The sequence below is a fragment of the Lactovum miscens genome, from assembly GCF_014202895.1.
GTDB classification, from domain to species: domain Bacteria; phylum Bacillota; class Bacilli; order Lactobacillales; family Streptococcaceae; genus Lactovum; species Lactovum miscens.
In genome coordinates this window covers 1-25,376 of record NZ_JACHHV010000013.1, presented here as the reverse complement: position 1 = coordinate 25,376, position 25,376 = coordinate 1, and the positions used below count along the sequence as shown (strand labels likewise).

At 36.6% G+C, this 25,376-nt stretch carries 25 protein-coding genes and 1 tRNA gene; 20 read left to right on the top strand and 6 right to left on the bottom strand.

The genetic code is table 11. From position 1 onward, the window contains the following. Nucleotides 1–30: 30 nt before the first annotated feature. The 4 genes from HNQ37_RS08500 to HNQ37_RS04580 all read right to left on the bottom strand — a co-directional run bounded on the left by HNQ37_RS08500 (nt 31) and on the right by HNQ37_RS04580 (nt 2,673). On the bottom strand, nt 31–396 hold the full coding sequence (locus HNQ37_RS08500) for a hypothetical protein (RefSeq protein WP_246415598.1): 366 nt from the start codon (nt 394–396) through the stop codon (nt 31–33). Between the two features lie 43 nt (nt 397–439). Beyond that, nucleotides 440–1,375: an IS30 family transposase gene (locus HNQ37_RS04590; RefSeq protein ID WP_183539753.1), complete on the bottom strand. Its 936-nt coding sequence runs from the start codon at nt 1,373–1,375 to the stop codon at nt 440–442. 421 nt (nt 1,376–1,796) lie between these two features. Continuing rightward, on the bottom strand, nt 1,797–1,958 hold the full coding sequence (locus HNQ37_RS04585) for a hypothetical protein (protein WP_183539752.1): 162 nt from the start codon (nt 1,956–1,958) through the stop codon (nt 1,797–1,799). A 277-nt stretch (nt 1,959–2,235) separates the two neighbouring features. Continuing rightward, nucleotides 2,236–2,673, bottom strand: coding sequence for a MarR family winged helix-turn-helix transcriptional regulator (locus HNQ37_RS04580; RefSeq protein ID WP_183539751.1), 438 nt, complete (start codon nt 2,671–2,673; stop codon nt 2,236–2,238). Nucleotides 2,674–2,799: 126 nt separating this feature from the next. Here HNQ37_RS04580 and HNQ37_RS04575 point away from each other — a divergent pair, with 126 nt between their 5' ends. The 14 genes from HNQ37_RS04575 to HNQ37_RS04510 all read left to right on the top strand — a co-directional run bounded on the left by HNQ37_RS04575 (nt 2,800) and on the right by HNQ37_RS04510 (nt 17,159). Continuing rightward, nucleotides 2,800–3,753: an alpha/beta hydrolase gene (locus tag HNQ37_RS04575; RefSeq protein ID WP_183539750.1), complete on the top strand. Its 954-nt coding sequence runs from the start codon at nt 2,800–2,802 to the stop codon at nt 3,751–3,753. A 70-nt stretch (nt 3,754–3,823) separates the two neighbouring features. Further along, entirely contained in the window at nt 3,824–4,192 is a 369-nt protein-coding gene (locus tag HNQ37_RS04570) for an iron-sulfur cluster biosynthesis family protein (RefSeq protein ID WP_183539749.1), read from the top strand. 658 nt (nt 4,193–4,850) lie between these two features. Beyond that, the gene (locus HNQ37_RS04565; protein ID WP_183539747.1) at nt 4,851–5,225 is read left to right on the top strand and encodes a hypothetical protein; all 375 of its coding nucleotides are present in this window, start codon (nt 4,851–4,853) and stop codon (nt 5,223–5,225) included. Between the two features lie 51 nt (nt 5,226–5,276). Then, on the top strand, nt 5,277–6,203 hold the full coding sequence (gene hprK, locus HNQ37_RS04560; RefSeq protein WP_183539745.1) for an HPr(Ser) kinase/phosphatase: 927 nt from the start codon (nt 5,277–5,279) through the stop codon (nt 6,201–6,203). 4 nt (nt 6,204–6,207) lie between these two features. Then, a complete protein-coding gene (lgt, locus tag HNQ37_RS04555; protein WP_183539743.1) occupies nt 6,208–6,993 on the top strand; it encodes a prolipoprotein diacylglyceryl transferase in 786 nt (261 codons plus the stop codon). A 132-nt stretch (nt 6,994–7,125) separates the two neighbouring features. Continuing rightward, nucleotides 7,126–7,527: a DUF948 domain-containing protein gene (locus tag HNQ37_RS04550; protein WP_183539741.1), complete on the top strand. Its 402-nt coding sequence runs from the start codon at nt 7,126–7,128 to the stop codon at nt 7,525–7,527. A 57-nt stretch (nt 7,528–7,584) separates the two neighbouring features. After that, entirely contained in the window at nt 7,585–8,031 is a 447-nt protein-coding gene (locus HNQ37_RS04545; RefSeq protein ID WP_183539739.1) for a YtxH domain-containing protein, read from the top strand. A 131-nt stretch (nt 8,032–8,162) separates the two neighbouring features. Beyond that, the gene (gndA, locus tag HNQ37_RS04540) at nt 8,163–9,590 is read left to right on the top strand and encodes an NADP-dependent phosphogluconate dehydrogenase (RefSeq protein ID WP_183539737.1); all 1,428 of its coding nucleotides are present in this window, start codon (nt 8,163–8,165) and stop codon (nt 9,588–9,590) included. A 154-nt stretch (nt 9,591–9,744) separates the two neighbouring features. After that, complete coding sequence (locus tag HNQ37_RS04535) at nt 9,745–10,446, top strand: DeoR/GlpR family DNA-binding transcription regulator (RefSeq protein ID WP_183539735.1); 702 nt, start codon at nt 9,745–9,747, stop codon at nt 10,444–10,446. After that, nucleotides 10,443–11,369, top strand: coding sequence for a 1-phosphofructokinase (gene pfkB / locus HNQ37_RS04530; RefSeq protein ID WP_183539732.1), 927 nt, complete (start codon nt 10,443–10,445; stop codon nt 11,367–11,369). The genes HNQ37_RS04535 and pfkB overlap by 4 nt, the downstream gene beginning before the upstream one ends. Further along, nucleotides 11,359–13,269: a PTS fructose transporter subunit IIABC gene (locus tag HNQ37_RS04525; protein WP_183539730.1), complete on the top strand. Its 1,911-nt coding sequence runs from the start codon at nt 11,359–11,361 to the stop codon at nt 13,267–13,269. Before pfkB ends, HNQ37_RS04525 begins: the two co-directional genes overlap by 11 nt. 177 nt (nt 13,270–13,446) lie before the next feature. Further along, nucleotides 13,447–14,196: a MurR/RpiR family transcriptional regulator gene (locus HNQ37_RS04520; RefSeq protein WP_183539728.1), complete on the top strand. Its 750-nt coding sequence runs from the start codon at nt 13,447–13,449 to the stop codon at nt 14,194–14,196. 103 nt (nt 14,197–14,299) lie between these two features. After that, complete coding sequence (locus HNQ37_RS04515) at nt 14,300–15,715, top strand: PTS sugar transporter subunit IIC (RefSeq protein ID WP_183539726.1); 1,416 nt, start codon at nt 14,300–14,302, stop codon at nt 15,713–15,715. Nucleotides 15,716–15,785: 70 nt separating this feature from the next. Beyond that, nucleotides 15,786–17,159: a glycoside hydrolase family 1 protein gene (locus HNQ37_RS04510; protein ID WP_183539723.1), complete on the top strand. Its 1,374-nt coding sequence runs from the start codon at nt 15,786–15,788 to the stop codon at nt 17,157–17,159. 70 nt (nt 17,160–17,229) lie between these two features. Here the strand turns inward: HNQ37_RS04510 and HNQ37_RS04505 are convergent, their stop codons facing one another. Continuing rightward, complete coding sequence (locus HNQ37_RS04505; protein ID WP_183539721.1) at nt 17,230–17,400, bottom strand: DUF3042 family protein; 171 nt, start codon at nt 17,398–17,400, stop codon at nt 17,230–17,232. Nucleotides 17,401–17,771: 371 nt separating this feature from the next. Then, a tRNA-Cys gene (locus tag HNQ37_RS04500) sits at nt 17,772–17,842 on the bottom strand. 95 nt (nt 17,843–17,937) lie between these two features. On the opposite strand from HNQ37_RS04500, the gene ligA reads away from it, so the two are divergent. From ligA to HNQ37_RS04470, 6 genes are all read left to right on the top strand, one after another. After that, nucleotides 17,938–19,905 (top strand): NAD-dependent DNA ligase LigA, encoded by a 1,968-nt coding sequence (gene ligA, locus HNQ37_RS04495; protein ID WP_183539719.1) that lies wholly within the window; start codon nt 17,938–17,940, stop codon nt 19,903–19,905. Nucleotides 19,906–19,973: 68 nt separating this feature from the next. After that, nucleotides 19,974–21,017: a diacylglycerol kinase gene (locus HNQ37_RS04490; RefSeq protein ID WP_183539717.1), complete on the top strand. Its 1,044-nt coding sequence runs from the start codon at nt 19,974–19,976 to the stop codon at nt 21,015–21,017. A 92-nt stretch (nt 21,018–21,109) separates the two neighbouring features. Further along, nucleotides 21,110–21,985, top strand: coding sequence for a diadenylate cyclase CdaA (gene cdaA / locus HNQ37_RS04485; RefSeq protein WP_183539715.1), 876 nt, complete (start codon nt 21,110–21,112; stop codon nt 21,983–21,985). Then, on the top strand, nt 21,982–22,683 hold the full coding sequence (locus HNQ37_RS04480; RefSeq protein ID WP_183539713.1) for a CdaR family protein: 702 nt from the start codon (nt 21,982–21,984) through the stop codon (nt 22,681–22,683). Before cdaA ends, HNQ37_RS04480 begins: the two co-directional genes overlap by 4 nt. Nucleotides 22,684–22,738: 55 nt before the next feature. Further along, nucleotides 22,739–24,094: a phosphoglucosamine mutase gene (gene glmM / locus HNQ37_RS04475; protein WP_183539710.1), complete on the top strand. Its 1,356-nt coding sequence runs from the start codon at nt 22,739–22,741 to the stop codon at nt 24,092–24,094. A gap of 377 nt (nt 24,095–24,471) precedes the next feature. Next, nucleotides 24,472–24,960, top strand: a complete 489-nt coding sequence (locus HNQ37_RS04470) for a PTS sugar transporter subunit IIA (RefSeq protein ID WP_183539708.1) — start codon at nt 24,472–24,474, stop codon at nt 24,958–24,960. Nucleotides 24,961–25,376: the final 416 nt, after the last annotated feature.

The window sequence follows — 25,376 nt, the reverse complement described above, 5'->3', positions numbered from 1 at the left end:
CTTCATAACTCTATCATCGTGCCATTCATTCTAAACTTTTTGGATAGTCAATTTATCTTTTGAGATGAGCTGTACTTTTGAAATATCTTGATAAAGTGTATTAGCAAGATTTTGCATATCTCGCTGAATAATACTTTGAAGCTGTGAGGAAATTTTCAAATTTTCTTTATCATCGTATTTTTTATTTATGGTGTACCACTCTAAGAAAAACTCCCTTCTTTCTAAGCAGACAATCTCATAATTGTAGCCTATGATATTTTCAGTCTTATCAAAAGAACCATCTTCTTTTTTTACCATTTCATTTCTTTCTGTTATATCGACTAGAACAAGGATTGTTTCAAGAGTTAGGGGGGAAAAATTACTGGTTTGAGAGTCATAAAAATGACCTCCTTTCATGATTTTGAAATAAATTTTATACTATGCAAATTGCAAATTTAATTTAGCCACCCCGATACATCTGAAGTGGTGTCTGATACTTGAACATTTTTCTTGGATAACGATTCATCCATGTCTCAATTTGGGCAACAGCTTGAGCTGTGGTTTGTTTTGTTCCTTTGGGTAAGAAACGTCTTATCATGCGGTTATGATTCTCATTGCTTCCACGCTCAAAGCTCGCATAGGCATGACAGTAGTACACCGGACAAGTCACTGCTTCATGTAAACGGGCGAATTCACGGCCATTATCTGACGTGAGGGATTCAAACTGAACCTTCTCTTGAAGTGCTAAGAGTGCCGTATTGACAGATTGGGCAGACTTATCTGGAATCAGACGAATGATTTCGAAGCGTGTTTGGCGCTCTGTGAGTGTCAAAAGGCAGTCATTTTTTTCTTTGGTCAACAGCACCGTATCGATTTCCCAATGGCCGAATGCTTCACGTTGATTAATTTTCTCTGGACGTTGGTCAATGGACAAGCCATAGGGACGCTTGGGGGGTGTTTTCCGAAGCTTCTTTGCTTTCTTATAATGAGGGTAAAGTAAATTATGGTATTTTACATCGAGCCAGCCTTTGTCTACCCAGTGATAGAGGGTGCGAAGGCAAACACCTGTCAGTTCTTGGAGAATGACTTCTAATGATTTTTTATCTCTGACACCTGCACTTATGGTTTCATTGAGGGTTGACGTGAGCTTAGAATGTCGGCCACAGTGACTCTTATTGGCGCTGTGGAATTCTTGTGCTTGATGTGCAGAGTACTTTGTCTTGGTCTTCAGTTGAACCTGTCCCCGCTTGAGTTCATGATGAATTGTCTGAGGGGCTTTATTTAAGCGCTGAGCGATCCGACGGTTACTTAGCTTCTCCTTGTTGTGCCAACGTTCAATCAACTGACGTTCTGTATAAGTAAGTTCCTTGCCTTTTGTGTTAAAATAACCTTGCATCTGAATTCCTTTTCTACTTTTTGTTCTTTCAAACTCAAGTATAAGAGATTCAGGTGTTTTTTTCTTGCTTCAGGTGGCTAAACTAATTTTACAATTTGCCAAATTTTATACTAAGATTAATAGAAAAAGTAAAGACGTCAATAAAGAAGTACAATTGTTAATAAATAAAAAATCTGATATCTATTGATATCAGATTTTTTATTTAAATTGTTTTGACTAAGTGCAGCTCTTACTACGATTCTAATAACATAGGAAGTAGTGACATATTTGTTTTAGTGAATTGAGGGAATACAATTTTTAATTGATTAATATCAGAAATTACATCTTCATCAAGTGTTAGGCTTGTTCTTATACTTGATTTTTCAGCTTTATTATTTTTGCCTTGAAACATATTACCATATATAACGGACTCCCAGTCGTATTATTTGAGTGAAGCTTTTTGTTTAATCTCCAATAGTGCTAGGCAAATTGTAGCACCATTTGTAATTTTGAGTTCATCCATAAGATTATTCCCATTATAGGAATCTTTTAGTTCAGCAATCCCATTTAATGCTTCACTAGATAATCTGATGCTGATCTCCATATTGACACCAACTTTTTCATGTATATATTAAATATAGTTTAGCAAAAAACAAAAAAAGCCATTAGAAAAGAAGTACAATTATTGGTCATCTTTAATAATTAGCATATTATATTTTTCAACAATAGAAATAGTTTCTAACAAAGTTAAAACCAATTTATAACTTATACTTAATACAAATAGAAGTAAGCCAAGTTAAGACTATTTTTTGGAATACCTTTTCCCCTCTATACATGATTTCATTTATAAGGAGGACCACACTTTGGGATAAAATTTTCTATTATGTTTTAGTATCTTGATGAAGTTTTTCTAGTAATCTGGCTAATTCATTCCACTCCTTATCTGATAAGCTGGACTTGTTTAATAAAATTTGTGGAAGATCACAAGACTCTTCTCGTATCTTTTTTCCAAAATCAGTGATGGTGAGTAAGACAACTCGCTCATCCTCTTCACTTCTTTCTCTTTTTATCAAACCATGTTGCTCCATACGTTTGAGCAAAGGTGTTAAAGTATTGCTGGCTAGATCAAGTTCCTCTCCTATTCTTTTTACGGATATTTTTCCTAAATCATACAAGCTCACTAAAATTAAATATTGAGGATACGTTAAACTATGCTTTTCTAATGAAGGAATATACAATCTTTGAATCGCACGTGAAGTGGTGTAAAGAGAAAAACAAAGATGATCACTTAAGGGAGTTAAATTTTTATTTGGAGTCATTTTAAACCTTTTATTTATTTTTTCTAGTATAAACTAAATAATAAAATTGTTCAAGCTTAAATCCTTGACGATTTAATCGTGAGCGTCTATAATGAATATATAAACTTAATAAAGGAGAAATTGACAATGAAAAAAAGAATTTCATTAGAAAAAGAAGCAATTGATTTCAGTGAGGCAAATGCGCCTCATCCTCGTATCTATGAACTAGATCCTAAAGATGGTCGTGAGCTACTTGAAAAAGTACAAGAATCAATCGTCAATAAATATGATGTTGATATTGAAGATAAACTAATGGATACTGGTAAGTATGGACAAATTAATGTACGCTTTATTCGTCCTTCTGGAAACTACGCTAAATTACCTCTGATATTTTATATCCACGGTGCAGGTTGGGTATTTGGTAGTGCTAAAACACATGATAAGTTGATACGAGAACTTGCTGTGAGAACTAACTCTGTAGTTGTTTTTCCAGAGTACAGTTTATCACCAGAAGCAAAATACCCAACTGCTATTGAACAAAACTATTCTATCCTACAACAATTACCTGATATCGGAGAAAGTAAAGGATTTGATGTTAGTCGCTTAACTGTGGCTGGTGATTCTGTTGGAGGAAATATGGCAACGGTAATGACGATTATGACAAAACAGCGTAGTGGCTTGCCAATTAACCAACAGTTATTGTATTACCCTGTGACAGATTCGGATTTTGAAACAGAATCATATAATGAATTTGGAGAAGAATACTTTTTAACTAAAGAAGGAATGCAATGGTTCTGGGATCAATATACAACAAATGAGCAAGAACGTTCACAAATTACTGCTTCTCCGTTAAAAGCAACTATTGATGACTTAAAAGGCTTGCCTTCCGCAATGATTTTGAATGGGGAAGCAGATGTTTTACGTGATGAGGGTGAAGCATATGCAAGAAAATTACGTGATGCTGGTGTAGAAGTTACACAAGTTCGTTTTCAAGGAATGATTCATGACTTTGTTATGGTGAATAGTTTAGACCAAACCAAAGCGACTCGAGCAGCAATGGTTTTATCTACAGAGTGGGTTAATAGAAAAAACAATCTGTAAAGTATTGGTTATTATAAATAAAAAGAAAACTTGTATTTCTGATTTTCTTTTTTGAACCTAGGAGAATAGGATGAAAATTAAATTTGATGAAAAGACTGCTACTAAGATTAAAGATTTAGGCGAAGCTGACTTGGCTTTTGATTTTGATCATACATTAAGCGAGGAAAATACTGAAGTCGATGCATGTGCAGGTGGTATTTCTCGCTACCGCATTGTAGCCGTAGATAAGGGTAAAATTCCAAAAGAATTTGATGGGACAATCGGCTCAGAATTCGGTCCAATTTATTACAAGGGATATGGTGCTTATTTCTTCCAAAATGAGATGTATACTGTTATTAATACATCTTATAATCTAATTGAGCTTCGTAGTACGGCTGAACTCTTAAGTTCCAACCTTTTAATTGTAGACTTTCGTGGTAAAAAAAGTGCAATTTTTTAAAAGTGTACCAATTAGCAGAATTAAGCAAAGAGTGTAAGTTTTAACAAATTAGATTTATAAAAAAACAAGGAGAATTTCTTGTTTTTTTATTTGAGAAAGAAATATCCATAAAGGGACATTGTGGAAAAAAGTCATGAATCCAAGCTATTATCAATATTATTTTACAGCCATTACTATCTAAGCTTATGTATTGAACAAATACAAAAAGAAATTCAATGAGAAAAATAAAATCGTTCGTTTCACTTTTTGGCTTTTGTTACTATTGTAAATATATTATTAATTAAAGGAGATTATGGATGATGATAAGAAGAGCAGAAGGCTATGTTACAGTAGGCTTGTAGTCATAGAGTGCCCTTAAATGTTGTGAAAGTTGTGAAATCAGAATATAGAAAGTAAAAACTTTTGAAATACTAATATATTAACTCATAAATTTTTTTATACTTTTTAAGATATTTTCATAAAATTTTGCCACAATAAAATTAACAACTTATTTGAAATACTCATAGTAAAGAAAGGCCTTATCACTTATGTTGTAACCCCAAAATTGAGACATGGATAAATTGCTATCCAAGAAACATGTTAAAATATCAGATGCAAGTTCAGATGTTTATAAGTGGTTAAAATAAATATGCACTTTTCCAGTACTTATGAAATTAAAATGGTTCTCGGCGTAGGTAATCCTCAGGCTATTATCAATGTGATCCAACAGTATGTACCTCATATAAATTCTGAAAACAGTCCAATTGGCGAAAACGAAGAACTAAATAAATTGGGTCAGGTCGTCCACAAGCTCACTAATCTCGCATTTGTGCTTTCTATAATGTTATTGGTAATGACGATTTGCAGTATTTTCGTTCTTAGACATGCTATAATTGAAGAAATTTTTCCATGGCTGATTGTTGATCTGATAATTGTGACTTTAATCATTAAACTCTTGGGCTGGAAGAAAGTAGAATCTATAAGTGAAAATAAAGGCTTATTTTTTAATAGAGATCCCCGAGAGGGGACTTTTTCTTTACATATTTTAAACTAAATTTTTTATAACTTTCTTCCAAAAGCAAGCATGTGTTATAATTAAAGCTATATGATAACCGTAAAAGACTTAACTGCAAAGATAAATTTTAAGGAACTCTATTCAACTGAAAGTTCTTTAAAAAAGGAAATTTCATCATCTGATATTACTCGTCCTGGACTTGAGATGACAGGCTATTTTGATTACTTTCAGGGTGAACGCCTCCAACTTTTTGGTATGAAAGAATGGTCTTATATGATGCGCGAGGTGGGCTTAAACCGCTTTGACTTGTTAAGAAAAATCTTCGCTGCCGAAACACCTGCTGTTATTTTGGCACGTGGGTTAGAAGCACCAATCGAGATGATTCACGCAGCACGCCATCGTGATGTTACCCTTCTCCAGTCTAATGAGCCAACCAGCCGTTTGTCAGGGCAAATTGCTAGTTATCTTGATGAAGTCTTGTCTCCACGAACTTCAATTCATGGTGTTCTTATGGATATTTTTGGCATTGGGGTCTTTATTCAAGGAACAAGCGGGATTGGTAAGTCTGAGACAGGTCTTGACTTGGTACGTCGTGGTCACAAGCTGATTGCTGATGATCGTGTTGATGTCTATAAGAAAGATGCATTCACAGTTATGGGTGAGCCACCAACTATCTTACGTAATCTTCTTGAAATTCGTGGTGTAGGCATAATTGATGTTCAAACTCTCTTTGGAACTGGTGCTGTCAAAGCCTCTTCAAAAATTGACTTAGCTATTCGACTAGAAAATTATGATCAGGAAGCTCAATATGATCGTCTCGGGGAAAATGTCTATAGCATTGACTTGGTTGATGTCTCTGTGCCACTGCTTAAAATACCGGTTAATGTGGGTAGAAACTTATCTACTATTATTGAGGCAGCAGTATCAAATTTCTCAGCTAAGCAAATGGGGTATAATACCACAGAAGTGTTTTTTGAACATCTCACTCAGTTGACACAGGAAAATAAAGAAGAGTAACAATATGAAATTTTTGAGCATGACTATTCCCAAGATTGCCCTCAAACTTGGACCCTTTCAGATTCACTGGTATGCTATTTTCATTGTCGTAGGAGCAATTTTGGCAGTTTGGCTCGCTTACCGCGAAGCACCAAAGAAAAAAATTGATCCGGAAGCCGTCATTGACTTTATTCTTATCACATTCCCTATTGGTCTCATTGGTGTCCGCATTTATTATGTGGCTTTTCAATGGTCATATTATTCATTACATCCAAGTGAGATAATTGCACTTTGGGATGGTGGCGGGGCTATTTATGGTGGCTTGATTGCTGGTTTTGTTACCTTACTCATCTTTTGTTACTACAAGATGATTGATACTCGAGATTTCCTTGATATTAGCATTCCAGGTGTTTTCTTAGCTCAAGCATTTGGTCGCTGGGGAAATTTTGTAAATCAAGAGGCCTACGGAAAAATCGTGAATAATTTGAACTACCTTCCTAGCTTCATTAAAAATCAAATGTTTATTGAGGGCCACTTTCGACAACCAACTTTTTTATTTGAAAGTATAGGAACATTTTCAGGCTTCGTGCTTATTATTATTTTCCGACATAGGTTAAAATTTCTCAAATCAGGTGATATTTTTGCTTTTTACTTAGTCTGGTATGGAATCGTTCGCTACGTTGTTGAAGGTATGCGCACGGATAGCCTTATGTGGGGAAGTATTAGAGTATCACAATGGTTCTCACTTATTTTAGTTGTTGCAGGTGTCATCCTAATTGCCTTCAATCATAAGATGTCAAGAAAAATTTAAAGTAAAAGTTGTTCTATTGTTCTTGCAATCGCTTTTTTCTAAAAATTTGCTATAATTTAGCTAAGTTGATAAGGTATTTTGTTTAAAGGACACTAAAAATCATCTGAGTTATTAATAAAGGGGATTCAAACTATGGAAACCACTCTACTCGAAGTGCTTTATGGCGTATTAATTTTGTTAGTCATTTTTGTTATTATTTTTGTCATTAAGCTTATTCAAACAATGTCAGGTGTGAATAAAAGCGTTAAAATTGTATCAAGTGATGTTGATGTTATATTGCATCAGGCGGATAATATGATGACCAAGGCAAATACATTGCTGGAAGATGTGAATGGAAAAGTTGCAAAGATTGATCCACTCTTTGCGGCAGTTTCGGATCTATCCGAGTCTGTATCAGCTGTTAACGAGTCAGGACGTAGCTTTGTTTCAAAGTTTAGCAAAGCAAAGGCAAAGCATGTCAAACAATCTGCAATTATTAAGGTAGGGCGAACGGCAACTAGTCTTCTTTCAAAAAAGAAAAAAATTGTTGACTAAGAAAAGATTTTCACTTTCTGATCAATAATTTAAAAACTAACAAGAGGAGGGTGTTTTATGGCAAAAAAATCTAGTTTTTTAGGTGCTGCACTTATTGGTGCTGCAATTGGTGTGGCGGCAACTCTGTTTGTAGCTCCCAAAAAAGGAACTGACTTGCGTAAGGATGCACTTGATAAATACAATGATTTCAGAGAAGATCCTCAAGGTACTTTTGAAGATCTACGAGACTTCTCAGTTGACAAGTTCTATAATATTAAGGATAAGTTCGATTCTGGTGAGTACTCAGCAGAGGCAGCCAAGGATTTCTTAGTTGCAAAACGAGATGAAATCAAAGAAAAGGTTGAATCAGGGGAGTTGTCAGTTGATACAGTGAAGGATTTCTTTTATAACACAAAAGATGGACTTGCAGAGCATTTCTCAAATCTGACGGGTGAAGAAGCTGACGATGGAGATTTAACTATGGATTATAGCTGGACTGAAGATCCAACTGAACAACCCCATTGAGAATTTAATCTATGAAAATTTCGGAAATCTATTGATTCCCGAAATTTTCATTACACAATTAAATGATATTTTCAGTATAATAGTAAGAGTAATGTACCGTCGGAGATATTTCGACATTGAAAGGAAAAATAATGACAAAAGCTAATTTTGGCGTAATCGGAATGGCTGTTATGGGAAAGAATCTTGCTCTTAACGTTGAATCACGTGGTTATACAGTTGCTATCTATAATCGTACAACTGAAAAGACTGAAGAAGTAATTGCTGAACATCCTGACAAAAATCTCGTTTTTACAAAAACTTTTGAAGAATTTGTAGAGGTTATTGAAAAGCCACGCCGTATCATGCTAATGGTCCAAGCTGGACATGGAACTGATGCAGTCATTCAACAAATCTTGCCGCTTCTTGACAAAGGAGATATTTTAATTGACGGTGGGAACACGCATTTCCCAGATACAATGCGTCGTTCAGCTGAATTGGCAAATTCAGGTATCAACTTTATCGGAACAGGTGTCTCAGGTGGTGAAAAAGGTGCCCTCCTTGGTCCATCAATGATGCCTGGTGGACAAAAAGAAGCATATGATTTGGTTGCTCCAATCTTCGAGCAAATTGCAGCAAAAGCTCCTCAAGATGGTACACCATGTGTGGCATATATGGGTGCTGATGGAGCAGGCCACTATGTTAAGATGGTCCACAATGGTATTGAGTATGGTGATATGCAATTAATCGCAGAATCGTATGACCTGATGAAACGCGCCCTTGGTCTTTCAAATCAAGAAATTCAAGCCATTTTCGAGGAATGGAATGAAGGTGAACTTGATTCCTACCTTATTGAAATCACTAAGGAAGTCTTGAAACGTAAAGATGACAAAGGTGAAGGATTTATTGTTGATAAAATTCTTGACCGTGCTGGTAACAAAGGTACAGGCAAATGGGCATCACAATCATCGTTTGACCTTGGTGTACCATTGCCACTGATTTCAGAATCAGTGTATGCTCGCTTTATTTCTGCTTTCAAAGATGAACGTGTCAAGGCTAGCAAAGTTTTGGTTGGTCCAACTGTGAAGTTTGAGGGTGAAAAGAAGGAAATTATTGAAAAGATTCGTCAAGCTCTTTACTTCTCCAAAATAATGTCATATGCTCAAGGCTTCGCCCAATTGCGTCAAGCTTCAGCAGAATATAACTGGGAGCTTCCATATGCTACAATAGCACAAATTTGGCGTGCTGGTTGTATCATTCGTGCTCAATTCTTGCAAAAGATCACTGACGCTTTTGATAAGAATCCAGCTCTTGAAAACTTACTTCTTGATGAATATTTTATTGATATCACTGGTAAATATCAACAATCAGTTCGCGATGTCGTTTCTCTTGCTGTTCAAGCAGGTATTCCTTCACCAACCTACAGCTCAGCAGTAGCATATTATGATAGCTACCGTTCAGAAAATTTACCTGCTAATATCATTCAAGCCCAACGTGATTACTTTGGCGCACATACATATGAGCGTACAGATTCACCTCGTGGTGAGTTCTTCCATTTTGATTGGTATACTGACGAAGATTAATCTAATAAACCGACCCAAAATTATACAATAATAATAATTCCTATCATTATATTATCAATGATGGGAATTTTTTTATTATTTTTGGAAGAAAATGGTTGAAATTGGAAATAAAAAGTGTATAATACAAAATATAAGCGGTTTCAGAAAGGAAAAAATGATAGTTTTTGACAGAAAAAAGAAGATTTTAGAATATCTCAACCAGAAACATATTGCAACAATTGAAGAATTGCAAACTCTTACGGAATCTTCAGCATCTACAATGCGGCGGGATTTGAATGATCTAGAAGAAGAAAAAAAGCTGAAGAGAGTCCATGGTGGTGCAGAACTTTTGCAAGATCTGTCAAAAGAATTGTCATTCATTGAAAAATCTACCAAAAACGTTCAAGAAAAACGTCAAATTGCCGATCGTGCCTTCTCAAAAATTTCAGATGGTGACACCATCTACTTGGATGCAGGAACGACTACAGGAGCTTTAATTGAAAAGTTAAATCAGTCTCAATTTCGCCTAACAATTGTGACAAATTCGGTGACCCATGCTTCAAAGTTAAATGGGGAGCATTTGACGGTTTATATTTTAGGTGGCTTAATCAAAAAAATTACAGATTCTGTTGTAGGCGGAAATGCCTTGAAACAGCTGTCAAATTATCGTTTCAACAGTTCTTTCATGGGTGCAAATGCATTTGATAAGGAGATCGGTGCGATGACCCCGGATAGTGAAGAAGCATCAGTAAAAACTTCTGCTATCCATCAATCTGAGATAAGTTATTTATTAGTTGATACGAGCAAACTGGGTGAAACTAGTTTTGTAAAATTTGCTAACCCTGATGAAGTAGAGGTTATAACGGAGGAAGAATGATATTTACAGTTACACTAAACCCAGCTTTAGATTATTTTATGGAGTATCATGAACTTGAAAATGGTTTAGTTAATCGAACTAAATTAACCAGAATGACACCTGGTGGAAAAGGGATCATGGAAAGTCGAATGTTGTCAAGCCTTGATGTTCCCAACACAGCTTTAGGTTTCATTGGGGGATTTACGGGAAAATTTATTCGCGAATCTTTGGAACAACAGGGAATCAAAACAGACTTTACACAAGTATTTGGTCAAACTAGAATTAACGTCAAGATCAAGACAAGAAGTGATGAAACTAGCCTCGATGCAGCAGGCCCGGACTTGACGAGTGAGGATGTGAATAATTTCTTAACAAAGTTTGATACGCTTCAGGAAGGAGACATCGTTGCCTTTGCTGGCACAGTTCCGAAAAGTTTGGGAGAAAATTTCTATGACCTCCTGATACGTTTAGTTAAAACAAGGGGAGCAGAGTTTGCAATTGATATTGATGGTCAAAAGCTACTAAAAACTTTACTGATGAAACCTCTGATTATCAAACCTAATGTGGAAGAATTGGAAGAAATCTTTTCTGTAAAATTTAGCAAGAAAGATGATATTTTTCCTTATGGTCAAAAATTGCTCAGTATGGGTGCGCAAAATGTAATAGTTTCAATGGCGGGTGATGGAGCTTTGCTTTTCACAAAAGAAAAAGTTTATTTTGCTCAACCGGTCAAGGGAATTATCAAAAATTCAGTTGGTGCCGGTGATTCAACAGTTGCAGGCTTCTTAGCTGAATGGAGTCAGTCGCATGACGTATTGACTGCTTTCAAACAAGGTGTAGCATGTGGCACGGCGAAAGTTTTCTCAGAAGATATGCCGTCTGCTCGCTTTATTCAAAAATGTTATGAACAAATAAAAATTGAGGAGGTCTCCAATGGAGATTAAAGATTTATTAAAGAAAGAGGTCATGATTTTTGATCTCGCAGCTACAACTAAAGAGGTAGCAATTGACGAGATGGTGCAAAAACTTGTAGACAAGGGCTTTGTGTCGGACTTCAACCTTTTCAAAACAGACATTTTAGCAAGGGAAGCACTTACTTCAACGGGACTTGGCGATGGAATCGCGATGCCTCATGCGAAAAATAGAGCTGTGAAAAGCCCAGTAGTACTTTTTGCTAAAAGTGCCACAGGTGTTCAATATGAAGCTCTCGACGGCAATCCAGTGAACTTGTTCTTTATGATTGCAGCTCCTGAAGGAGCAAACGATACTCACCTTGCGGCTTTAGCTGAGCTGGCAAAGTTTTTGATGCAAGATGGCTTTAAAGAAAAGCTTTTATTAGCTTCAAATCCATCTGAAGTTTTAGAATTGTTCAGCCATCGTGAAGAAATAGCTGTGACGCCTGTTAAATCAGACAAATTTCTTGTTGCTGTTACTGCTTGTACTACAGGTATTGCTCATACATACATGGCAGAAGAAGCTTTGAAAAAGGCGGCTGCAGTAGCTGGAGTTTCAATTAAGGTTGAAACTAATGGAGCTAAAGGAGTTGATAACAGACTAACTGCTTCAGATATTTCTCGGGCAGTTGGTGTTATTGTAGCAGCGGATAAAAAAGTTGAGATGAACCGTTTTACTGGAAAACACTTGGTTAACAAGCCCGTTGCAGAAGGAATACGTCATCCTGAAGATTTGATCCAAACTGCTTTGTCAGGTACTGCTCCAATATATCAGGGAGATGGTTCTGGAGTCGATAATACAAGTGATATGAGTACTGGAGGATTGGGCAAGGCATTCTATAAGCACCTAATGGGTGGTGTATCAGCTATGCTACCTTTCGTTGTTGGAGGTGGCATCCTGATCGCTCTTGCTTTTCTGATTGATCAGTCAATGGGTGTTCCTCAATCTCAGCTTTCAAGTCTTGGTGTTTACCACCCTCTTGCTGCTTACTTTAAGGGAATTGGTGGTATTGCCTTTGGGTTTATGTTGCCAGTTCTGGCTGGGTTCATTGCAAATTCAATTGCTGACCGGCCAGGTTTGGTTGCAGGTTTTGTAGCTGGATCAATGGCTTCGACTGGAATTGCATTTGGTCAATTAGATCCTACAAAACAAATTCCTTCAGGTTTCTTAGGTGCGTTGGTTGGCGGTTTCGTAGCCGGAGGTGTAATTTTACTTCTTCGTAAAATCTTTGCTAAGTTACCTAAATCTTTAGATGGTATTAAAGCTATCTTGATATACCCACTTTTAGGAACATTCATTACTGGACTTATAATGCTCTTTATCAATATACCAATGGGAGATTTCAATAAGATTTTGAGTAATTTCTTGAACGGACTTAATGGAAGTTCAGCTCTCTTACTTGGCTTACTGGTTGGTGGAATGATGGCTATTGACTTAGGTGGCCCAATTAACAAGGCAGCTTATATCTTTGCAACAGGTACATTGGCTGCGACAGTTTCACATGGTGGTTCTGTTGTTATGGCATCGGTTATGGCTGGTGGGATGGTTCCACCGCTTGCTACTACAGTAGCGGTTCTTCTCTTTAAGAATAAATTTAACAAAGAAGAAAGAAATTCAGGTTTGACTAATATTGTAATGGGATTTTCATTCATTACTGAAGGTTCAATCCCATTTGCAGCAGCAGATCCAGCACGTGCTATTCCATCTTTCATGGTTGGAGCAGCAGTTGCCGGTGGATTGACAGGAATGGCCAACATCAAACTAATGGCACCTCATGGTGGAATCTTCGTTCTTGCTTTAACAAATAATCCACTACTTTATTTGCTATTTATCTTAGTTGGTGCATTAGTCAGTGGTGTGTTGTTTGGCTGGTTGAAAAAAGTTAAATAATGTTTTTGTATGACAGTAACTAATTTATGAGTAAAACATATTACTGTATAAAATAAAAGTCTTAGAATAGATAATATTCTGAGACTTTTATATTTGTTAGTGCCATGGAATTTCTGCATTTTTTTATTTATTCAGCATGTCCTTACCACTGTTACTTTTTTCTGTTAAAATAAAAACATGAACTTTACCTTTTCAAAAATTCGCCAATTAAATGAACTTGAAATGTCAGTCTTTGACGAAATTTTGGCAAACTTAGATGAAGCTCAAAATTTGACGGTCCGTGAATTGGCAACACGGACACATACTTCGACGGCAACTGTTTTGCGCATGACAAAGACTCTAGGTTTTAAAGGATGGACAGATTTTCGATATTACTTACAAACTAAGGCGCAAGAAGAAGTTTTGCCTGTTAACTATTATGAAAACCTTTTGCAGCTTGATCTTTTTCTTAAAGGAATTACCAGTCGTGAATATTCTGAAAAATTGGCGGCAGCTATAAAGCTTATCAAATCCGCAAGTTATGTTGTCTTTGTAGGTTTAGGAACATCAGGTTCATTATCAGATTATTCGGCAAAATATTTTACTAATTCGGGTATTGAAAGCTATGCTATATCTGACCCTTATCAAGCGATTAAAAGGCGAAATGAAGATCATATTTTAAATATTATTCTCTCTGTTTCTGGTGAAACGGATAAGCTCGTTGATAGTATAATGAAATTGCGTGAAAACCACGCAAAAATTATTTCTATTACCAACCGTGAAAATACGACAATTTCGAAAATGTCTGATATAAATCTATCGTATAATTTCAGGGAAGAGTATTCAACATATGATCCACTTGAAAATCTGACTTCTCAACTCCCGGTGCTTTCAATTATTGAAATATTAGCCCATGAGGCTTCTAAAGACAATAAGATATTAGAATAAAAGTTGTGACAACTTAAGTCACATGTAACAAGAGTCGAAAAAACTCTTGTTTTTTGTTTTGTAAGCGCTACAATCAATTTTGTAATAATTTAGGAGGAATAATATGAATACTTTCGTTAATGACAAGCTTTTACCCCCAATTATGAAGTTTGTTAACACAAAAGCTATCTCAGCTTTGAAAAATGGCATGCTTTATGCAATGCCATTCATAATTGTCGGATCTATTTTCTTGATTCTGTCAAATATCCCGATCCCATCTTTAGCCACTTGGTTGGCTAATAATGGTTGGTCTGCACTATTTAGTCAAGCTTTCAATATGTCGTTTGGCGTCTTGGCCATTTGGGCGGCTGTTGGTATTGGTTATGTCTATGTCCGTGATGATGGCCATCCAGAAGTTGCCCTTCAAGCTGGATTGACTTCCTTGGCGGCATTCTTCATTGTTCAATCACTGTCAATTGCAAATCCAATCGTCAGTGCTATTGGAACTGGCAAAGCCGCTTCAGGAATTGGTAACTTAACAGGTAATCAAGCTGCAGCAGCAGTTTCTAAACTTCCACAAGCAATGCAAGCATTCTTGCACACCCCCGTGACAGGTGTTTTGAACTTGACTTGGCAAGGTGGACAAGGTATGATTGCAGCTATTGTGATTGGTATCCTTTCAGGTTGGGCTTATGTTGCCATGATGAATGCAGGATGGAAGATTTCTCTACCTGAGCAAGTACCAGCAAACGTTGCTAGTCAATTTACTTCAATGATTCCTTCAGGTGTAATAATCATTGCAGCCACTGCAGTTTACGCTTTGTTCAACAAACTTGGTAATACTGATTTAGTAACTTTCATTTATCACTGGTTAGAAATTCCGTTACAACACATTGGTGACTCATATTTTGGTATTTTGGTAATTTCACTCCTTGTGCCTTTCTTCTGGTTCTTTGGTGTGCATGGTGGCTTGATCATGGGAGCAATCACTGGTGCTTTCTTGATTCCAAACACAGCAGATAATGCAGCTTTATTTAAGGTGGGTAAGCTGACTCTTGCAAATGGTGCTCACATCGTAACTAATGAATTTTACAATAACTTTATTAACCTTTCTGGTTCAGGTATTACTTTTGGTTTAATAATCTTTACGGTTTTCATGGCACGTTCTCAACAAATGAAAACAATTGGCCGTGTTGAATTAGTGCCGGGCCTCTTCAATATTAACGAGCCATTTCTCTTTGGTCTACCACTCGTGATGAACCCTATCTTGGCAATACCATTTTTCCTTGTACCTGTGGTGGTTACGACAACAGTTTATGCAGCTATCTTTTTCCAAATTGTTCCACCAATGAATGGTGTTGCTGCGCCTTGGACAACACCACCAATTATTTCCGGATTCTTAATTGGCGGATGGAAGTATGCGATTTTACAAATCTTTGCCTTGGCTGAATCAATATTGATTTACTTGCCATTCGCACGTCGTTATGACAAGTTCTTACTTGAGCAAGAACTTTCCGAAGAAGCAAAGATTGCAGAATAATCTGAGTAAAATTGAAGTCTGTCAAAAAACTTGACAGACTTTTTAAAGAATAGGAGTCAAACATTATCTTATGACAACTTTAAAGGATAATTTTTTTTGGGGAAATTCAACCTCGTCTATGCAAACTGAAGGAGGGTGGAATGAAGGTGGCAAAGGACTTTCTGTTTATGATGTTCGCCCCGCCACAGAAAAAACAACGGACTGGCATGTTGCCATTGACAATTTTCACGACTTTGATACTGATCTTGATTTGATGAAAGAAATGGGTATGAATATGTACCGTTTCCAGATTTCTTGGTCACGAGTAGTCCCAAATGGTGATGGTGAATTCAACGAAGGGGGTATTGAATTTTATAGTCGTCTAATTGATGGCTTGATCAGGCGAGGCATTGAACCTATGGTTTGTTTATATCATTTTGACATGCCTTTAGCACTTGCAGAAAAATATAATGGCTTTTTATCTCGTCATGTCGTTGATGCTTTTGTCAGATTTAGCGAGGAAATGATACGTCGTTTTTCAAATCGTGTAAAATATTGGATTGTCTTCAATGAACATAATTTGTATTTTGGGCCTGAAGCATACACGATTGCTGGCTATGAATCAGGAGAAAAGACATTATCAGAACTTTATACAATTTTCCACCATACTGTGCTAGCACATTGTCAAATCAGTGATTTCATACATCAGAGTTATGAGGATGTGCGAATTGGTGGCATGTTGGCTCACACCGAAGTTTATCCAGCCAGTACTTCACCAGTGGATAATCTAGCAGTCCGTAGATTTGAAGAATTTCTTACTTATAATCTTTGTGATGTCTATGCTTGGGGACATTACTCTGAAGCTGTATTAACCTTTGTAAAAAACCATAGCATTGACATGGATTGGCAGGAAGGCGACGAGAAGATTCTTAAAAGGGGAATTTCAGATTTTATTTCATTCTCTTACTATCGTTCTTGCTTACTTGACGCCTCAAAAATCACAGAAAATGATTCGCCAAATCATTATTTTGAAATTGGTATGAAGTCAGATCTCAGTCTTCCGGCTAATGAATGGGGGTGGACCGTTGATTCAGTTGGGTTTAGAAATATTATCAGCCGTCTTTATAGTCGTTATGGTCTTCCAGTGTTTCCTATCGAAAATGGAATTGGTCAACGAGAAAATTGGGATGGAATTAATACGATTCAGGATGATGTTCGCATTGAATACCATAAAGCTCACATTCAGGCATTGAAAGATGCTGTCGAGTTAGACGGAACAGAAGTCCTTGGTTACCTTGGTTGGGGCTTGATTGATATTCCATCAAGCCATGCCGATATGGAAAAACGTTATGGAGCAGTCTATGTTAATCGAGGAAATCATGACTTGAGGGATATGAAACGTGCTAAGAAAAAGTCATTTGGTTGGTTTCAAAGAGCTTTTAAATCTAATGGAGAAAAAATATGATTATTGCGATCTAGCATTAAACGCATCAATAAAAAATCCCTACTGGCTTGGGCCAGATAGGGATTTTTTATTATCTTCCAACCAATTTTCGATTGGCTTTTTTCTTGTTTTCCTCAATCCATTCATCGTGTTTTTCAATGGGATCAATGACTGCAAGTTTAACAGTTGTTAGTGCTCCAGCGACTACTGTGAGAGCAAAAGCTGCACCGACTACAAATCCGATTGTGAATTTTGATTTCATAGCTTACCTCCGTTTACTTAATAGATCTATTATAACAGATAAGAATAAGAATAATTGAAATCGCTTGCTGTTATTTGTCTTTTAATAAAATATTATAATAAATATCAATTTAATGAGATAACAGCTAAGATTTTATATAGAAGTTCAACTATGCGTTAGACATGGACCAATATCATTATAGTAGTATTATCATTTTATATGACCTTATGCACAAGATAGAAATAATCGCCTTCTAGTTTTCCCCTTCCTAAAGGGAGACCGTAAGTGAAGCACCCTTCATCTAGGCATTAAAATACCGAGTTTTTGGGTTCTGTTCCATAAAAAAAAATAAACGAAGACCCTACTCATAGCAAGGTCTTCGTTTATTTTTTAGGCGCCAGTCGGATTTGAACCGACGATTAGGCTTTTGCAGAGCCATGTGTTACCACTTCACTATGACGCCATATACTGTAATTAAGCCAAGGAACGGCTCAAACAACTTTTTCATTATATCAAAAATCTTTAGAAAAGCAAGCTCAATTATGGTAAAATAAGAACATGAATCTTCAAGAAGAAATAAAAAATTTAGTAGAAAGTTTAAATCAATGGGCTTATGAGTATTATACTCTAGATAAGCCCTCGGTCTTAGATTTTGAGTATGATCAAGCTTATACTCGATTAGTTAAGCTAGAGTCTGAGAACCCTAGCTTAATTCGTGAGGATTCACCAACTCAGCGAACGGGAGATGTTATTCTTTCTGGTTTTGAAAAATTTCAACATCCTTTTAATCTTTATTCTTTGGCGGACGTTTTTTCTAGAGAAGGGTTATCTGAATGGGAATCACGGGTGTGCAAGGCGATACCTAATCCGGAGTATATCTGTGAGCTAAAAATCGATGGTCTGTCCCTATCTCTCTATTATGAAAATGGTCAATTGGTCAATGCTGCAACCCGTGGTGATGGGTCAATTGGTGAAAATATTACTGAAAATGTTAAACGTATCTCAGATGTCCCTCAAACACTAAAAGAAAAGATTAGTATTGTTGTCCGTGGAGAAGCCTATCTACCTAAGAAGGCATTTGATAAGCTTAATGATGAACGCGAGCTACAAGGATTGTCAGCTTTTGCAAATCCACGGAATGCAGCAGCAGGAACCCTTCGTCAGCTTGATACATCAGTAGTACGTAAACGTGGGCTAGCCACCTTCTTTTATCAGGTGGCTGGATCCTCACCCAAAGACACTCAAGAAGAAGTGCTTGAATACTTTGAAGAACTCGGTCTAGTTGTTAATAAAGAACGTCATTTTGCGAAGAATATGGATGAAATATGGAGTTTTATTGAGCAAGCAACAAAACGTCGTGAAAGCCTACCATATGATATAGATGGAGTTGTGATTAAGGTTAACAGTCTAGCCGAACAAGATGAACTTGGTTTTACGGTAAAATACCCCCGTTGGGCAATTGCTTATAAGTTTCCGCCTGATCTTGCAGAAACTGAAATTTTATCTGTTGAATGGACAGTTGGTCGGACTGGTGTGGTAACACCAACCGCCAACATGAAGCCTGTCACTTTGGCTCAAACTACTGTTTCACGTGCAACGCTCCATAATGTTGACTATATTTCTGAAAAAGATGTTCGTCTGAAAGACAGAGTTATTATCTATAAGGCAGGAGATATCATTCCAGCAGTTGAGCGGGTTCTATTTGAAAAGCGGCCAATTGACTCAGTTCCCCTTGAGGTTCCTTTAAATTGTCCTGAATGTAATTCAGATTTGATCCATTTTGAGGACGAGGTCGCATTGCGCTGTATTAACCCTCTCTGCCCTGCTCAATTACGTGAACGTCTGATTCACTTTGCTAGCCGTGATGCAATGAACATTGTTGGCCTCGGTGAAAAAGTAGTAACCCAGCTCTTTGAAAAAAATTTAATTAAAGATGAAGCTGATATTTATCGGCTTCGCAAGGAAGATCTTCTGCTTTTGGATAAATTTGGAGAGAAGTCAGCGGAAAAATTGTTGTTTGCAATTGATAACAGCCGAGGTAATTCCGTTGAAAAATTGATTTTTGGGTTGGGAATCCGTCATGTTGGATCAAAGGCGGCCAAGATTCTTGCTCAACATTTTGGTAATTTAAAAAAAATTGCGGAAGCAAGTATTGAAGAAATCTCTGTAATTCCAACAATTGGTGAAACCGTGGCAACGGCTGTAAGTAATTATTTTAATCAGGCTGGAAGTCAAAAGCTTATGTCTGAGTTGCAAGAAGAAATGTTGAATTTTGATTTTCTTGGTGATCCAGTCCAAACGGGAGGGATACTAGCTGGCAAAATAGTTGTTTTGACAGGAAAATTAACGTCGCTCTCACGTAATCAAGCCAAAGAAAAATTGGAAAATCTTGGGGCAACTGTGACGGAATCTGTTTCTAAGAAAACAAATCTTTTAGTTGCAGGGGAGGATGCAGGTTCCAAACTCAAAAAAGCTCAAGAGTTAGGGATTGAAATTTGGTCTGAATCAGACCTCAAAGCAATATAATATAAAGTATAGATATGGCATCGATTAAAATACAGAAATTTTTGTTGTAGAATGAACGGAGGTAATACTTGAAGGCACGTTTAATTTATAACCCAACATCTGGGCAAGAACTTATAAAGAAATCAATCGCAGATATTTTGAATGAATTGGAATCTTATGGCTATGAAACATCGGCTTTTGCGACGACAGCTGAAAAAGATTCCGCTCGAAATGAGGCTGAAAGGGCTTCGAAAGCTGACTATGATTTGATCGTTGCAGCAGGCGGTGATGGGACACTTAATGAAGTTGTCAATGGTATGATGACAGTTTATCGTAGCAAGCGTCCTAAATTTGCCTTGATTCCTGCTGGAACAACCAATGACTTTGCACGTGCCTTGAAGATTCCAAGCAATAAGCCTCTTGAAGCCATTAAAATCGTTGGTAAGAAGCAGACCTTAGGTATTGATGTTGGAAAAAAGGATGATCAGACGCATTTTATCAATATTGCAGCGGCTGGTGCTTTAACAGAGTTGACTTTTTCAGTGCCTAGTCAGTTAAAAACTACCTTTGGTTACCTTGCTTATATCCAGAAAGGGGCAGAGCTTCTTCCTCGGGTAAAAAAACACCTTGTTCGTATTACATATGATGGCAATGTGATTGAAGAAGAAATTTCAATGTTTTTCTGTGGCCTAACTAATTCAGTTGGTGGTTTTGAAAATATCGCTCCAGATGCTCAGATCAATGATGGCCTGTTTACCTTAATTTTAGTTAAAACCGACAACTTTTTTGAACTTATTGCCCTTCTTGCTATTGTTGCAAGTGGGTCAGGTAATCATGTGAACGATGTCAATGTTACATATCTCAAAGCTACTAATGTGAAGGTTGAGCCACTGACAGATGATAAGTGGATGCTTAATCTAGATGGTGAATATGGTGGAGAAGCACCAGTAGAGTTTGTTAATCTAAAGGGTGCTATAGAAACCTTTGTAAATCTTGATCGTGTCCCTGATGGAAAATACATTGAGGAAGAGACACTGAGAGATCGCGAAATCGAAGAAATGGCTAAAAAGTTTATAGAACATGCGGCGGCAATTAAACCTGAAAGCCTTAATGAACTCAATGAAGAAAAGTAGTGTAAAAGACAATGTTAAAATTGAAATTTTACATGTTATATTGCATATTTACTAAAACTAGGAATAGAATCTAGTAAAATAGAAAGTAATAAATGACTTCAATCACAGATCTTTTAAATAACAATTTTTGGCAACAAATAATTAATCAAAACAGTAATCCTTGGCATCTGTTAATGTCAATTTTTGATATTGCCATTGTAGCGTACATTATTTATCGTCTAACCCGTTTTGTTCAGGGAACTCGGTTGATGATTTTAGTGCGTGGTGTATTTCTTTTTATTGTGATTGACTTACTTGCTGTTTTTTTAGATCTCTCAACACTGAAATGGTTGCTCAACCAAGTCATCACTTATGGGGTAATTGCTTTAATTATTGTTTTTCAGCCAGAAATACGTCAAGCCCTAGAGAGACTAGGTTACTCTACTAACTTAATTCCATGGATTAAGCCAAAAAACTCAGCTTCTAATCAAATTGAGGCATATGAGCGTTCTTTTGAATATATGTCTATGCGAAAAATTGGCGCTCTGGTCGCAATAGAACGCTCACAGACTTTGAAAGAGTATGCATCCTCGGGGATTAAGCTTGATGCTGACATCTCAAGTAGCCTTCTCATTAATATTTTTATTCCCAATACTCCGCTTCATGACGGAGCAGTAATTATTGAAAATAATAAAATTTCAGTGGCTTCGGCTTATCTACCTTTAAGTGAACGTTCTGATATTTCAAAAGAATATGGTACCAGACACCGGGCGGCCATTGGGTTGGCAGATGTTTCGGATGCCTTGGTACTTATTGCATCAGAAGAGACAGGAGGAATTTCGGTTGCTCATCGAGGAAATTTCTATTCAGATATTAGTAAAGAACAGTTTCATCAAATTTTAACGGATGAACTTAATAATAGCCCAGAAGAACGTCAAACTAGACTCTCAAGTTGGTTCAAAAAACGAGGTAAGGGGGATAATAGATGAGCCGATTGATTAATTCGAAACCTTTTTATGTCCTTGTGAGTATTCTTTTTGCCGTCTTTCTTTTCTTAAATGTAAATTCAAGTGCGGCGCTTAATGATGGCTCAGTCCAGCCAGGTGGTCAAGTATATACTGCAACTTTGGAAAATATTCCAATTTCAGTACAATATAATTTTGATAAATATTTTATTTCTGGGTACAACAGCACTGCGACTGTTACCTTGAGTTCGAATAACCAAGTAGAAATTTTACAAGAAAAGTCAACAGATTTACGTACTTTTAAATTGGTAGCTGACTTATCAGATATTGGTACCGGAACACATACAATTCCTATTGTGGTAAAAAATCTCTCTTCAGATATGAATGCAAAGACCAGCCCAAACAGTCTAGCAATCACTGTTGAAAGGAAAAAATCAAAAGTGTTTGATGTTAGCCCAATAGTTGATAAGTCTTTGATTCCGGAAAACTATACCTTAACAAGTGTTACAACAAGCCCGTCAAGGGTTGTTGTGATAGCAGGAACAGATTCAATTAATAATGTTAAGTTGGTACAAGCAGTTTTGCCTTCAGATACAGATCTCACAAAGGAGACAACAATTACTGTCAACTTACAAGCAGTTGACAGATCGGGTAAAATTGTTCCAGCAATCTTTTCACAGACTTCCGTAAGAATGACAGTTAAGTTAAGTAAAAATGGCTAAATATAGTCAGTTGACTAAAATATAAAAGAAAGTAAACTGAAAATGGAGAATAAAATTGGGTAAATATTTTGGAACTGATGGCGTGCGAGGAGAAGCAAATGTAGACTTGAAACCAGAGATGGCTTTCAAACTTGGTCGTTTTGGGGGGTATGTCCTAAGTCAACATGAAACTGAACAACCAAAGGTCTACGTGGCACGTGATACTAGAATTTCAGGCCAAATGCTTTCAACAAGTTTAATTTCTGGCCTTTTGTCAGTTGGTATTGAAGTTTTTGACCTTGGGGTCATTGCGACACCAGGGCTTGCCTACATTGTAAAAAAAGATAAGGTATCAGCTGGTGTAATGATCACAGCAAGTCATAATCCGGCTCTGGATAATGGCATCAAGTTCTTTGGTGGCGATGGCTTTAAATTAGATGATGCAAAAGAACTTGAAATTGAAGCATTGATTGATACAGATAATGATAATCTTCCGCGTCCTTCGGCTGAGGGTTTGGGAAAACTTCATACATACAAAGAAGCCAAACAAAAATATATCTCATTTCTTGAAAATACTGCGAAAGGAAATTTTGAAGACTTTAAGATTGTACTTGATACAGCAAATGGTGCAACTTCAACAACAGCAAGATCTGTTTATCTCGACTTGGGGGTTGATATTGAGGTCATCGGTGACAAACCTGACGGCTTGAACATTAATGACAAGATAGGATCAACCCATCCAGAAGCACTTGTTGCTGAAGTTCTTGAAAATGGAGCAGATGCTGGATTTGCCTATGATGGTGATGGCGACCGCATTATTGCTGTTGACGAAATGGGAAATATTGTCGATGGTGATCGTATCATGTTCATCATTGGTAAGCACCTAAAAGCTCAAGGAAAACTTGCTCAAGATGCTGTTGTTACAACTGTAATGTCAAATATTGGATTCCACAAGGCTTTGGAAGAAAATGGTATGAAGTCAATTGTTACCGCAGTTGGAGATCGTTATGTGTTGGAAGAAATGCGCAAGTCTGCCTATAATTTTGGTGGTGAACAGTCTGGCCATATGATCTTCTTGGATTTAAGTCCAACAGGTGATGGCCAGTTATCGTCGATTCAGCTTCTTAAAGTAATGCGGGAGACAGGGAAAAAACTTTCACAACTTGCCGCTGAGGTTACAATATACCCACAAAAACTTGTAAATGTACGGCTGTCGCAACTTTCTTATAAGGATACGTGGAAAGATTTTAGTGCTATTACGGATATAATTTCAGAAAAGGAAACTTTACTTGGTGAATCAGGACGTATCTTGGTTCGCCCTAGCGGTACTGAACCACTTCTTCGTGTCATGGCTGAGGCATCCACAAAAAAAATGGTAGATAATGTTGTAGATTCTATCGTTGAAGTTGTTAAGGCTGAAATTGGGGAATAAACCATAAGAAGAACGAATTTAATCATACCTGTTATGGTAGATATGTTAATAATAACATGTCTATTTTTTAACTAATTATTCTGTCAATATAAAATAAAATCTGGGTAAATTACAAATTTACCATTTTCTAAGTTAATATTAAATCTTACAAAAACCAAAATATGGTTTGGATTTAACTACATTATGATACTTAATTTATCTTTTCAATCTGTCACTCATTTTTTTGGGGGGGCAGATTTTTTGGCATAATTTAGGAATATTGAAATAGCATTTGCAAACTTTCAGTAATTTCTTTGCATAAGTAACTTTTTAGGAGTAAAATGAAATATATTTATTTTTTTGATTAAACTTATTTTCATAATAGTTAGGGAGACAAAATGCTCGGTTTTGGTAAGAAAAAAAACGCACTTAAAGATGATAAAGGACTCTATGCCCCACTTGGGGGTCAAGTAATAAAAATAGAAGAAACTTCTGATCCTATCTTTTCACAAAAAATTATGGGTGAAGGTTTTGCAATTGAGCCTCGAGAAGGTAAAGTCACAGCTCCAATCTCTGGCATGGTAACCCTTGCAGGAGCTCAAGCGTTAGGTTTCACACGAGAAGATGGTCTCGAAGTTTTGCTTCATCTTGGTATTGATACAGTTTCATTAGATGGTGCTCCCTTTACTTTTAACGTTAAAGTTGGTGATGTTGTTAAAGGTGGCGAGGAAATTGGCTCTGTAAACTGGTCAATTGTTGAGGCTGCTGGTCTTGAAAAGACAAGTATGGTTATTTTCACAAACACTGCGGAGAAATTGGCAGATTTTGCTGTTGATTACGGCTCACATGAAGCCGGAGCTTCAATTGGTAGTGCTAACATAAAATAAGTTAGTTGAAACAAGCCTTATAAAAAGTTTCTTCATTACAGTATGTTAATTCCTGAAATTTTCAGGATTTTTTTTATAAAAAATGAAATCGTAAAGAAAGTATGAAAATCAAAAAGTGTAAATGATATGATTAGCCTGATCAAATTTTAAAAAGATTTTGAAATTAGAAAAGCACACACATATTAGCGAACCTAATATTTCCAAAATAGGTTTAAGGTAATTATTAGAAGAGTTACATAAAAAAGTTAGTCAATGAAAAAGTACCAAACAACTCTAGTCAATAGTGAATCTGACTTTGCTCATTTTTTGATATAATTACTAATGGCAAATTGTAAAATTAAGTTAGCCACCTGAAGCAAGAAAAAAACACCTGAAACCTTTATACTTGAATTTGGAAAAATAAAGTAGAAAAGGAT